The following is a 12,027-nucleotide window of genomic DNA, read 5'->3' as shown; positions in this document are numbered from 1 at the left end:
CTGTCGGCACCTGCCGCTAGGCTGACGCCCCATGGTGGATCTCGTACGCCGATGCGCGGTCGCGGTCGTGCTCGGCCTGCTCGTCGCCGCTCCCGCGCACGCCGAGTCCGCGGACGCCGTGACCAAGGCCGACGTCACGGTGGAGCTGCGGGCCGGCGGCGTGCTGCACGTCAAGGAGCAGATCTCCTACACCGGCCAGGTCCGGCGCACCCTGCTCACCCGCACCCGCTACGACGACGCGCACGACCGCGTCTACCGCGTCTCCGGCTTCACGGGGGACGGCGCCCTGGCCGGCGACACCATCACCCTGCGCGGCGGCGACGGCACGGCCACCATCGAGTACGACGTCGCCGGCACGGCCAACCCGGTCGGCGGCGGCGAGGAGCTGCGGTGGTACGCCGTCAGCGGCTGGTCCGCCCCGGTGCGGCAGGCCCTGGTCCACCTGGCCGGTCCCGCCCCGATGCAGAGCCTGTCCTGCTTCGCCGGCGACCTGAGCTCCGCGACCGGCTGCACGGCGGCCTCGATGGACGAGAGCGGCACCCGCGCGGAGTTCGAGCAGCAGGGGCTCGGCCCCGGCCAGGTGCTCACCGTCGTGGCCGGTTTCCCACCGGGGGCGAGCGGCGGCCGGCCCATCCTGGAGCGGCGGTTCGAGCTGGCCAACGCCTTCACTCTCAGCCCGGTCACCGGCGGCGCGCTCGCCGGTCTGCTGGTGCTCCTGCTCGGCGGCGTCGGGCTGCTGTACTGGACCCGCGGCAGGGACGCCCGCGTCATCGGCCACGAGGCCGGCGCCCAGGTGACGGCCGTGCGCGACGGGCACTTCTCCCCGCCCGACGGCGTGCGTCCCGGGCAGATCGGCACGCTCATCGACGAGCAGGCCGACGTTGTGGACGTGACGGCCACCATCGTCGACCTCGCGGTCCGCGGATTCGTCCACATCGAGGAGCAGCCGCGCGGCGCCTACGACGCCCCCGACTGGCGGCTGGTCAAGGTGCCCGGCGCCCCGGTGAACGACCTGCTCGACTACGAGCGCGCGCTGCACATGGCGATCTTCGACGGGCGCGACGCGGTGCTGCTGTCGGAGCTGCACGGGTCGTTCGCGTCCGGGCTCGGCAAGGTGCGTGACGCGCTCTACCGCGACGTGGTCGCCCAGGGCTGGTTCGCCCGGCGTCCCGACTCGGTGCGCACCCGCTGGACCACCGCCGGGGTGTTCATCATCGCGTTCGGCGTGCTGGCCACGGTGCTGCTCGCCTGGTTCACCACCTACGGCCTGCTCGGCCTCGCGCTGATCATCGCCGGCGCCGCCCTGTCGTTCGGCGGGCAGTACATGCCGGCCAAGACCTCGCGCGGCGCCTCGGCCCTGGCCCACACGCTGGGCTTCCGGGACTACCTGGCCACCGGCGAACTCGGCGAGGTGCCCCCCGCCCAGCGCATCGAGCTGTTCTCCCGCTACCTGCCCTACGCCGTGGTGTTCGACAACGTGGACCGCTGGGCACGCGTGGTCGCCTCACTGAACGGCAACGGCCGGCAGGCCGACCACCTGTACTGGTACCACGGCCCGGCCGAGTGGGACCTGTCGAAGTTCGCCGACTCGATGCGCACGTTCACGCTGACCACCTCGGGCGCCATCTCCGCCTCCCGCCAGTTCCGCCGCGCCCTGTGACCGGCGCGGCGGTCCCGCCGGGAACGGTCACACCGGGCCGCGGACGCGGACCTCGCCGACCGGGCGGCCGCCGCCGAACTGCGGCGGGGTGGCGAGCGCCGACAGCTCCGCCGCCTCCAGGCCGAGCCCGAGCGCGCGCAACGTCGCGACGGTCACCGGCACCCGGGCGCGCTGCGCACCGTCCTCGATCTTGATGGCGCCCGCGTGGCCGTCCTCGAAGGCGAACGCCTCGAACCCCTCGGCGCCCGACTTGATCAGCAGTCCGGGGACGGCCCGCATGAGCGCGGCCTCGGACCGGGTGGTGCCCGAGGTCCACTCCGGGTGGGCCCGCATCGCGTCAGCGACGCGCCGCTCGTAGCCGCCCGGCTCGGCCAGCACCAGCGTGCGGAACGCCCGCGCGAGCCCGGCCATCGAGGAGAAGAACAGCGGAGCGCCGCAGCCGTCCACCCCGGTGGCCGCGACCCGCTCGCCGGTCAGCTCCTCGGCGGTGGCCCTGATCTGGCGCTGCAGCGGGTGGGCGGGAGAAAGGTAGTCCGCGGTGGGCCAGTCGTTGAGCGCGCAGGTGGCGAGCATCGCGGCGTGCTTGCCGGAGCAGTTCATGGTGATGCGCGCCGGGCCACCGCCCGCGCGCAGCACGCGGTGCGCCGACGCGGTGTCCAGCGGGAGGTCCTCGGGGCACTGCAGCGCGGTCTCGTCCAGCCCCGCCGTCGCGAGGATCTTCGCCACTCCCTCAAGGTGGAAGGGCTCGCCCGAGTGGCTGGCGCAGGCCAGCGCGAGCAGCTCGCCGTCCAGGTCGAGGCCGGCGCGCAGCATGCCGAGGGCCTGGATGGGCTTCATCGCCGAGCGCGGCGACGCGGCCGCCGCGACGTCCCCGTGCACGACCGCCGTCCTGCCCTCGGCGTCCATGGCGAAGACCCAGGCGCGATGCACGGACTCCACGAACCCGGAACGGACGACTTCCACTACCAGCGGCGCAACGGACACGTCATCTCCCTTCGCACCAGAGTGTACGGACCCGCGATCAGCCGCGTTCATCGCGGGTTCGGCTACCGCGGCGCCGTCGTTTCCGCGTACGCGCGGGCGGTGGGAGAATCGGGGACCATGCGTGCGGTTGTTCAGCGGGTCAGTGCGGCGTCGGTGGTGGTCGACGGGCGGACCGTGGGGGCCATCGACGAGCCGGGCCTGCTCGTGCTGGTCGGCGTGACCCACACCGACGGGCCGGCCGATGCCGCAAGGCTCGCCGCCAAGCTTTGGGGGCTGCGCATTCTGTCCGGCGAGAAGTCGTGCTCCGACATCGGCGCGCCGCTGCTGGTGGTCAGCCAGTTCACCCTCTACGGCGACGCCCGCAAGGGCCGCCGGCCGACCTGGCAGGCCGCGGCCCCCGGCCCGGTGGCCGAGCCGCTGGTCGAGGCCGTGGTCGCCGAGCTGCGCGCCCTCGGCGCACGGGTCGAGACCGGCGTCTTCGGCGCCGACATGAAGGTCTCCCTGGTCAACGACGGCCCCATCACCCTCATCCTGGAGACCTGACCTCCATCCGACCGGACGCCGGGCACCACCCGCGCGCGGCTGAGATCGTCCAGGCGTGCCGCACGAGGACGTCGCGACCCCGGCCGCGTGGGAGTCCCACCGACGACCGGAAGGCCGCGATCGTCGTCGGCTGAAGGGCCGGGTGCGCCGGGCCGTCCACAGGCGACCCGGCGCTGCGCAGGGGGCGGAACATCGCCCCGGTGGTGTCAGCGGACGCGGCGGCGCAGGGCGGGGTCGATCTGGACGTTGCGGCCGGCGTCCGGCGGCACGATGACCTCCTGGCTCGCCGCGACCCCACCCGCGAGCAGCTCGACGTCCACCGGCACGGTGCGCTTGACCACCGCCAGCGCGATCGGGCCGAGCTCGTGGTGGCGGGCGGCGCTGCCGACGAAGCCCACCTGGCCCGGCTCGGCGGCGCCCTCCACCGCGGCCTCCGGGTCGGCCTCCCGGGGCGAGCCGACGCCGAGGGTCACCGGCGCGCCGTGCGGGGGAAGGGTGTCCACACTGCCGTCCAGGTGCAGGAAGACCAGGCGGCGCGGCGGGTGGCCGAGGTTGTGCACGCGGGCCACGGTCTCCTGCCCGCGATAGCAGCCCTTGGTCAGGTGGACGGCCGCGCCGATCCAGCCGACCTCGTGCGGGATCGTCTTGTGGTCGGTCTCGAAGCCCTGCCGGGGAAGGTGCGCCTCGATGCGCAGCGCCTCGTGCGCCCACAGGCCCGCCAGGCGCAGGCCCAGCTCGCTGGGAAGCCCGGCCAGCCGCCCGCGCGGCACGAGCAGGTCGCCGCCGATGGCGATCGCCCCCTCCGGGACGGTGACACCGGTGGCGTCGGCGCCGGGGGCCCGGACGGTGACCACGGCGTACTCGGGGGTCAGGTCGGCGACCTCGACGCGCAGCATGAACCGCATCTTCTCCAGGAAGGAGATCAGCGCCGCCGAGGTGCCGGGCTCGACGTGCGCCCAGACCGCCTCGCCGTCGTCGACGAGGGTGAGGTGGTGCTCCAGCCTGCCCTGCGGGTCGAGCAACAGCGTCTGCGCCGGCGTGCCGGGGGTGAGCGTGTCGAGCTTCTGCGAGCTGAGGCTGTTCAGCCAGCCGAGCCGGTCGGGGCCGGTGATCCGGACGACCTCGCGGTCGCTCCGGTCGACCATGGCCTGCCCGCTCGCGAGCGCCCATTGCTCGGCGTACGGCTCGCCGTAGTGGGCGGCCACGGCGTCGTCGGGCGCGTCGGCGGCGACCGCTCCGGGCGTGTCAAGCAGTGGACTGCGCATGCCCCAACACTATTGCGCCCGCAACCGATCCCGTCATCCAGGAGACGGTCCGGTGGCGGGGACGGCCCCACCTGGGCCCTGAGTGGTTCTCGTGACGCCGGGACCCGCAGCCGGGCCGAGGTTCGTACCGCTCGGCGAGGCCCGCCGGAAGCCCGCCACGGCCGTGCGTCCGGGGCCCGTGCGCGGCACTGTGCCGATTCGCCGAACAGGGGCGCCGCCGAAGGCCGGGGGCCGTCAGGAGTGGCAGTCGCGGCAGCGGCCGAAGACGGTGAGGTGGTGGACGTCGGTCTCGAAGCCGAGGTCGTCGCGCAGTGCGGAGACCAGGCCGTCGACCGTCTGCGGGCTCACCTCGGTGACCTGGCCGCAGCCGCGGCAGACCAGGTGGACGTGGTCGGCCTTGCTCGCCAGGTGGTAGGTGGGGGCGCCGTGGGTGAGGTGGGTGTGGGTGACCATCCCGAGCTCTTCGAGGAGCTCCAGGGTGCGGTAGACGGTGGAGATGTTGACGCCCCTCGCGGTCTCCTGCACCTGCTCGCAGATGTCCTCCGGAGTGGCGTGGCCGAGACGGGTCACCGCCTCCAGCACCAGTTGCCGTTGCGGGGTCACCCGGTAACCGCGTGCGCGCAACTCTTCGTGCCATGTCCCGGTCATGAAACGAGTCTACGAGGATCGGCGGGCGGGAAGGTCGCGGAACCGGCCTTGCCGGGATCGCGGTCGCGGGCCGGTGACGCGCGGCCGCCCGGACGTGCCTGATCATGGCGTCCGGGCGGCGACACGCCGGGTGAGAACGGGCGCGTGGCAGAAGGGGGCCGGCTACAGCGCCGAAGGGGCAGGGGGTTGCGGTGGATGGGGTGCGGGCGGATCGACGTGCGGTTGGCAGGGGGATGGATATTCGCTTGCCCGTTCGGGATGCGCTCACGTAGCGTACGAAGCACGCAGAAGGGAGGTGGTCCAAACAATGGTTGATCATTATTGGGCTAGCGAGGTGGCTGTCCGCTAGGACATCGCCCATCGGGACCTTCGTCCAGATGTCGTGTCCCCTTTCCGGGGATCGGTGACGTCCGGCGAATCCAAGCAGACACCGGAACCCCGGGCGGCCGGCGGGGGGAGTTCTCACTCCTTCCATGGTCCAGCCGGCCCGTCTCCCGCGAGGAGGCGGAGCCCGCCCGGGGTTCTTCTGCTTTCCGCGGTCCGACCGGCCCGCCTTTCCGGGTTTCGCCGCCCGCATTCACCCCTGGCCGGCCAGGCGGCACGCGCGGGGGCCGGAGGCGGACCCGCTCCCCGGCCCGTGCCGATGCCCGGGCGTGCGGTGGAGCGGTCAGCCGACCTTCTTGAGCTCCGCGGACAGGTGCGAGGTCAGCGCCTGCCCCTCGGCGGCCATGTCGTAGGCGTACATCAGGTTGCCGTTGACCAGGCCGTACAGCCGCTGCCCCGCGGTGTACTCCTTGGCCGTGGCCGTGCGCGCCACGACGTCCGTCTGTAGCTCGATCTTGTGGAAGACCACCTCGCCGACGTAGATCTCCACGATGCCGGTCGGGTGGGAGAGCACGACCTCGAGTTGCCGCTCGGGCAGCGCGCGCCAGAATCCGGACTCGGTCGCGAGGGGCCGCACCATGTTCCCCTCGTCGTCCAGCAGCCAGGTCTTGCTCTCATAGCGCAGGAACGGCTTGCCGTTGTGCTCGAAGACGATCTCCTGGCCGAACCGGAAGCTCTCGATGGTCGGGTAGCCGCCTACCCCGGCCCCCTCCCACCTGCCCAGCAGGAAGGCGATCGGCTCGAGGTCAGGATGAATTGCCGCAGACTCCATGGCACCTGAGCCTAAATCCCCGGCCGGGAGGTCCGCGCCACGAGGATGCCACGGTGAATCGCCTGGTGGAGTGCCGTCGATCGCGAATAGGCTCGGCAGCATGGCACGATCGATGGTGATTAAGGTGACGGCGGGCGCTGACGCTCCCGAGAGATGCAACCAGGCGTTCACCGTGGCGGCCGCCGCCGTGGCGAGCGGAGTGCCGGTCTCCTTGTGGCTGACCGGCGAGTCCTCCTGGTTCGGCGTCCCCGGGCGGGCCAAGGAGTTCACCCTGCCGCACGCGACGCCGCTGGCCGATCTGCTCGACGTCGTGCTGACCGGCGGCCGGGTGACCGTCTGCACGCAGTGCGCGGCCCGGCGGGAGATCGGGCCGGACGACCTGATCGAGGGCGTCCGCATCGCCGGCGCGCCGACCTTCGTCGAAGAGGTCCTCGGCGAGGGCGTCCAGGCCCTGGTCTACTGAGCAGGAGCGTCCGGGCCGCCGGGCGGGAACGCCCGGCGGCGTCCGCCCGGGCCGGCCAGGTGGGGCGCCGCCCGCTCAGCGGGGCAGGACGGCCTTGAGGCGCTCGTCGCGCAGGCGGTCGTACCAGGCGTCGTCGATGGGCGTCAGCGGGCCGGTCGCCCAGCCCAGGAACACGTCGGCGAGCCAGGGGTTGCGGGCGAGCGCCGGGCCGTGCAGGTAGGTACCGACGATCTTGCCCGCGTGGCAGCCCTCGGTGCCGTCGCCGTTGCCGATGCCGACGATCGTGCGGGACAACGGCCGGACGCCCGGGCCGAGCCGGGTGACGCCCATGTGGTTCTCGAAGCCGGTGAGCACATGCCCGCCCAGCCCGGTGTCCACCTCGGCGGCCAGCTCGCCCACCGCGCGGGCGGGGCCCCGGGAGCTCTGGATGTCCAGCAGCCCGATGCCCTCCACCGGCTGGCCCTCCTCGCCGCCGAACACCGTGCCCATGATCTGGTAGCCGGCGCAGACCGCCAGCATCGACGCGCCCCGGTCGATCGCCCGGTGCAGGCCGCCGTCCCGGCGCAGCCGCTCGGCCGCCAGGATCTGCGGGCGGTCCTCACCGCCGCCGATCAGGTAGATGTCCCCCGAGTCGGGCACCGGGTCGGCCGAGCGGACGTAGACCGTCTCGACGGGGATGCCGCGCTTGCGGGCCCGCTGCTCCAGGATCAGGACGTTGCCCTGGTCGCCGTAGGTGCTCAGCAGGTCGGGGTAGATCCATACGATGCGCAGGGCGCTGTCAGACGGCACGGCCGAACTCCGCTCGAATCTGCTGGAAGGCGGTGTAGTTGGCGATCACGTCGACCCGGCCCGGCCGCTGCTGGGCCACGGCCGCGTCGAAGGTCTCGCAGAGCTGGAACGGCACCCCGGCCACGTCCAGCCGGAGCGCCAGGTCGAGCCGGCGCTCGCCGGTCACGTACACCGGCCGCCCGGAAAGGATGCGGAAGTCGACGTCCCACAGCCACGAGGTGTCCCGGCCGTCCGGCCCCTGGGCGTTCACCGACAGGACGATCGGCAGGCTCGGGTCGGAGACCTCGAACGCCTCCAGCCATCCCGCGGGGTTCTTGGCCAGGAGCAGCCGCAGCGACCGCCCGTCGCGCTCGACCATGGTGTAGCGGCCGGCGACCGAGGTGACCTCGCGCAGCCGGGGCAGGGCGCGCTCGACGGGGAGGCCGAACACCTCGGCGACGGCCAGGGCGATGGCGGCGTTCGCGCGGTTGGCCCGGCCGGGCAGCCGGAGGTCGAGGACCCAGCGCTGCCGGCGCGGGTCGATCACCGCGTCGTCGTCGAGGAACCAGGTGGGCTCGGGACGGCGGAAGTGGCACTCCCGGCAGGCCCAGTCGTCGCCCTTGCGGTCGAGGGGGCCGCCGCACTCGGGGCAGCACCAGGAGTCCTCTTTCCAGGGCTGCCCGCACGACACCCAGGTCACCGTCGACGCCGTCATGGCCCCCCAGGTGACCAGCGGGTCGTCGCAGTTGGCCACCACGTGGATGTCCTTGCCGGCCAGGGCGCGCCGCCATTTCTGGGCCAGCAGCCAGATCTCGCCGGCGCGGTCCATCTGGTCGCGGCTGAGGTTCATCAGGCACACCACCCCGGCCTGGGTGGTCTCCAGCACCTCGGGGAGGTACTTCTCGTCGACCTCCAGCACGCCGAACGGCGCCTGCTTGTTGGAGGCGAGCGCCGAGACGTGGCCGGCGGGCATGTTGGCGCCGAAGGCGTTGGTGGCGACCTCGCCGAGCTCCTGCAGCTCGGAAGTGATCAGCCGGGTGGTGGTCGTCTTGCCGTTCGTGGCGCTGACCAGCACGAGCTTGCGGTCGGCGGCCAGCTTGCGCAACAGGTCAGGCTCCAGGATCAGCCCGACACGGCCGCCGATCACCGATCCGTCGCCGCGTCCGGTGACCCGGGAGAGGGTCGCTGCCGTACGCCCGAGGGCACTCGCGAGCTGAGCCCGCAGCGGTAGCTGGGTCATGCCCGAGATCCTAGTGCGGCCCGCGCGAAGAGTCCCTCACGAGCGGTCAAAGCGCACCTGTCGTCCCCGCCATTCATCCCCTTCCGCGACACCGGCCGGCGGGCCGGCACCGAAAAGGGCGGCTCTGGTCAGTCCATGAAGGACAGCTCGGCCTGGTCGTCGGTGCCGCTCTCGAACGGCAGGACGAAGCGCCGCGGCCAGGACAGGACGGTCTCCAGCCAGGCGGCCCCCATCGTCTGGGCGATGTGGCGCACCCGGTCGCGCGGCTCGACGCCGATGGCGACGGTCGCGTAGTCCCGCTCGATGCCCTCGTGCTCGTCGTCCCCGAGCAGCACCCGCCACGCCAGGGCGCGGTTGCGGTCCATCTCCATGGACAGCGGGTGGTGGCGCAGCGCCTTGGCGCGGTGGCCGAGCAGCTCGGCGCGGGCCGTGCCGTCCGCGCCCTGCGACCCGTTGACGCCGGGGTGCGGGTACGGCCGGCCGGTCGGGTCGGTGCCGAACAGGGCGTACTCCATCGCCGGCGCGGGGCTGCGCAGGTCGGGCGCGGGACGGCCGTAGGGGAACAGGCGTTCCACCTCGTGCACCCAGCGGATCTGCGGGATCACCCACGCCGCGCCGAGGCGGTCGCCGGCCGCCGCGGGTTTGCCGTCCCGCGACGGGTCGAGCAGCCCGGCCGCGACCTCGGCGGCCTTCACGGTGAGCAGGGCCGGGTCGTAGCAGGTGCGCAGCGACCAGGCGCGCCGGGACACCGCGCGCTCGACCAGCGTGGCCAGCAGGCATTCGCGGCGCCGGGCCGGCAGCTCCGACCAGATGTCGGCCAGGACACGCGGCACGCCGGGCAGGGTGCGGTCGGTGCAGAAGGCCAGCACCACCGTGTCGGTCCAGATGCGCAGCCAGGCCCACTCGGGCGCGTCGGCGAGCAGGTCGGCCTCGCGCAGCTCGACCAGCGTGCACGCCTTGCCGGTGACGCACTCGTGCCCGCAGGCCGCCGAGCGGCGCCCGCGGATCGGCGGGGGCGGGCTGAGCTCGGTGTGCTCGCGGTCCTCGCCGAGCGGCACCCTGATGCGCAGCGGGCGGTCCATACCGTCGGCGAAGACGGCGGCGATGCCGGGCTGGAGCGAGACGACCTGGCGGGACTGCTCCTCGCCGAGGTTCATCGCGGCGCCGACCAGGCGGCGGTCGTCCTCGGCGGGCAGCCGGTGCACGACCTTGAGCGCGGTGTTCTTCACCACGTCGGCGATGAGCTTGGTGGGGATCTGCTCGGCCACCACGATGCCCTCACCGTACGCGCGGATCTCGGCGAGCATGCCGGCCAGCAGCTCGACCGCGTGGGTGCTGGCCCGCTGGGCGCCGCGGTCGCGCAGCAGCCGGTGGGCCTCCTCGATGACGATGACGTGCTGCAGGCCCTTGGCCTTCTCCTGGCGGGCGCGCATGCGCAGGTGCTCGACGATCCGGATGATCAGCGTGCCCATGAGGAACGCCTTGTCCTCGTCGTTGGCGACGTCCTCGATGGCCAGCACGACGTTGCGCTGCAGCAGGCCGCCGATGTCGGCCGGGTGGCCGCCCTCGAAGAACCGGCCGGCCGAGCCGACGCGCAGGCTGCGCAGCCGCAGGCTGATGAAGCCCTCGACGTCGGCCTGGACCTCTCTGCCGTACCCGATCTCCTGGATGACCTCCAGGGCGTGCGCCTGCAACTGCTCCAGCGTGGGCACGGCGGGCTGCACGGCGGCGCCGGGGATGCCGCCTCCGGTGACCACGTCCCAGCCGTTGGCCTCGTACACGCGTTGCAGCGCGAGCGACATGATCTGCGGGAACGGCTCCTCGGCGTCGAAGGCCGCCATGAACAGCGCGCGCACCATGTCGATGTGCGCCTGCACCGGGTAGCCGGGCTCGGGGGCCAGCGGGTTGACGCTGAGCGGCACGTTGTCCGGCGCCGAGGGGTTGATCACGGTGAGCGGGGCCAGGTGGCCGACCCGCCCGGCCATCGCGGCGTACTCCGACTTGGCGGGCTCGATGGCGAGCCAGGGGATGCCGGCCTGCGTGAGCTGCTCCAGCAGGTGGCGGACGGTCTGCGACTTGCCCGAGCCGGTGGCGCCGGTGACGAACGCGTGCCGGTTGAGCGTGGCGAGCGGCACCCGGAACGACCCGACCGCGCGGTCCTGCCCGTCGATGATGGCGCCGAGGTCCAGCAGCGGCTCCCCGGACCCGCCGACGTCGGCCTCGCTGGTCACGTCGAAGAACCCGGCGTCCAGCACGCGTACGCCCGGCACCTCGCGGCGGGGCAGCCCGGCCAGGGCGGCGAGCGCGCCGGCGGTGGCGGCGAACGGGGCCGCGGCGCCGTCGGCGGAGTCCTGCAGGGTGACGCCGAGCGCCTCGGCGAACCCGTACAGCGGCTCGCCGCTGGTGGAGCGGCCGAACCCGGCCAGGATGGGCAGCGACAGCGCGCTGCGCAGCCGGTAGGGGTGGTGGCTCATCTCCACCGAGCCCACGAGCACCGGGGCGATCTGCCGCAGCTCGTCCGGGCCGGCCGCGCCGGCGAGCACGCGGACGTTCCACAGCCCGGCCTCGCGGAAGGCGTCCAGCTCCTGCATGCGCCGCTCGGCCCGCTCGGCGTCGAACCGGCTGCGCTCGGAGGCGTCGCCGTACTGGCGCAGCACGTTGAGCTGGGTGCGCAGGTGGGCGACCTCTTCGTCGAGCAGGTCGGTGGGCTCGGCGACCACCAGCCAGGCGAACGGGCGCGACATCAGCGTGACCAGCGTGGACTCGAACAGGGTGGGGCGCAGCAGGTCGTCGGGCGTGGGCTCCCTGCGGCCGCCCAGCGGCGGCGCCTGCCGGCCGGGGCAGGGCGTCCAGGTGAGGTCGGCGAGGTCGGCGAGCCAGTCGTCGCCGATCTCGACGCCACGAGCGCCGCCGGGGAACAGCAGCGGCTGGGGGCCGTGCGGCGGCTCCTCGACGGTGGCGCTCGCCGCGCGGCGCGGCGGGCGCGGCGGGGTCAGCGGGCCGGCGTTGGTGATCAGCTCGAGCGGGGCGCCGGACCCGCGGGACAGCCAGCCGATGACGAATGGCCGGTTGCGCTGCGCCGCGGACAGCACGGCGGGCAGGACGGTGACGAAGTCCCACTCCGCCGACGAGCTGCGGGAGGGCGCGGTGATCGCCTGGATGCGATACCACGGACCGCTCAGCGGGAACGGCGCGCTGGACGCTGGGGAGGACACGCTTGCCTGCATATCAAGCTCGGAGCGGTTCGGCCACCGGCGTTTGCCAGGGGATTACCCGTTCAATGCCTTCAGCGGAGCGGTA

10 protein-coding genes are annotated in these 12,027 nt (G+C 73.4%); 3 read left to right on the top strand and 7 right to left on the bottom strand.

Features of this window, described 5'->3' with window-relative positions; translation table 11 throughout:
- Nucleotides 1-31 precede the first annotated feature (31 nt).
- Nucleotides 32-1,660 carry a DUF2207 domain-containing protein gene (locus IEY93_RS20445; RefSeq protein WP_189164701.1) on the top strand — a complete coding sequence of 543 codons (1,629 nt, stop codon included), beginning with the start codon at nt 32-34 and terminating at the stop codon, nt 1,658-1,660.
- A 27-nt stretch (nt 1,661-1,687) separates the two neighbouring features.
- Here IEY93_RS20445 and IEY93_RS20440 read toward each other — a convergent pair whose 3' ends face one another.
- On the bottom strand, nt 1,688-2,644 hold the full coding sequence (locus tag IEY93_RS20440) for an asparaginase (RefSeq protein ID WP_229691305.1): 957 nt from the start codon (nt 2,642-2,644) through the stop codon (nt 1,688-1,690).
- A 117-nt stretch (nt 2,645-2,761) separates the two neighbouring features.
- On the opposite strand from IEY93_RS20440, the gene dtd reads away from it, so the two are divergent.
- Complete coding sequence (gene dtd / locus IEY93_RS20435; protein ID WP_189164699.1) at nt 2,762-3,187, top strand: D-aminoacyl-tRNA deacylase; 426 nt, start codon at nt 2,762-2,764, stop codon at nt 3,185-3,187.
- 206 nt (nt 3,188-3,393) lie between these two features.
- Here the strand turns inward: dtd and ygfZ are convergent, their stop codons facing one another.
- The 3 genes from ygfZ to IEY93_RS20420 form a co-directional block, all read right to left on the bottom strand.
- Nucleotides 3,394-4,452 carry a CAF17-like 4Fe-4S cluster assembly/insertion protein YgfZ gene (gene ygfZ, locus IEY93_RS20430; RefSeq protein ID WP_189164698.1) on the bottom strand — a complete coding sequence of 353 codons (1,059 nt, stop codon included), beginning with the start codon at nt 4,450-4,452 and terminating at the stop codon, nt 3,394-3,396.
- 234 nt (nt 4,453-4,686) lie between these two features.
- Nucleotides 4,687-5,100 (bottom strand): Fur family transcriptional regulator, encoded by a 414-nt coding sequence (locus IEY93_RS20425; RefSeq protein WP_189164697.1) that lies wholly within the window; start codon nt 5,098-5,100, stop codon nt 4,687-4,689.
- A 667-nt stretch (nt 5,101-5,767) separates the two neighbouring features.
- A complete protein-coding gene (locus tag IEY93_RS20420) occupies nt 5,768-6,256 on the bottom strand; it encodes a heme-binding beta-barrel domain-containing protein (protein ID WP_189164696.1) in 489 nt (162 codons plus the stop codon).
- A 100-nt stretch (nt 6,257-6,356) separates the two neighbouring features.
- Between IEY93_RS20420 and IEY93_RS20415 the strand changes: the two genes are divergently transcribed.
- Complete coding sequence (locus IEY93_RS20415; RefSeq protein WP_189164695.1) at nt 6,357-6,719, top strand: DsrE family protein; 363 nt, start codon at nt 6,357-6,359, stop codon at nt 6,717-6,719.
- A gap of 75 nt (nt 6,720-6,794) precedes the next feature.
- Here IEY93_RS20415 and IEY93_RS20410 read toward each other — a convergent pair whose 3' ends face one another.
- The 3 genes from IEY93_RS20410 to IEY93_RS20400 all read right to left on the bottom strand — a co-directional run bounded on the left by IEY93_RS20410 (nt 6,795) and on the right by IEY93_RS20400 (nt 11,942).
- Complete coding sequence (locus IEY93_RS20410) at nt 6,795-7,508, bottom strand: type 1 glutamine amidotransferase (RefSeq protein WP_189164694.1); 714 nt, start codon at nt 7,506-7,508, stop codon at nt 6,795-6,797.
- Nucleotides 7,498-8,727: a MurT ligase domain-containing protein gene (locus tag IEY93_RS20405; protein WP_189164693.1), complete on the bottom strand. Its 1,230-nt coding sequence runs from the start codon at nt 8,725-8,727 to the stop codon at nt 7,498-7,500. Before IEY93_RS20405 ends, IEY93_RS20410 begins: the two co-directional genes overlap by 11 nt.
- Nucleotides 8,728-8,855: 128 nt before the next feature.
- Nucleotides 8,856-11,942: an ATP-binding protein gene (locus IEY93_RS20400; RefSeq protein WP_229691304.1), complete on the bottom strand. Its 3,087-nt coding sequence runs from the start codon at nt 11,940-11,942 to the stop codon at nt 8,856-8,858.
- Nucleotides 11,943-12,027: the final 85 nt, after the last annotated feature.

It is taken from the genome of Sphaerisporangium melleum, assembly GCF_014646695.1.
Classification (GTDB): domain Bacteria; phylum Actinomycetota; class Actinomycetes; order Streptosporangiales; family Streptosporangiaceae; genus Sphaerisporangium; species Sphaerisporangium melleum.
Note: the sequence above shows the minus strand (reverse complement) of the source record. Positions and strands in the feature narration are given on the sequence as shown.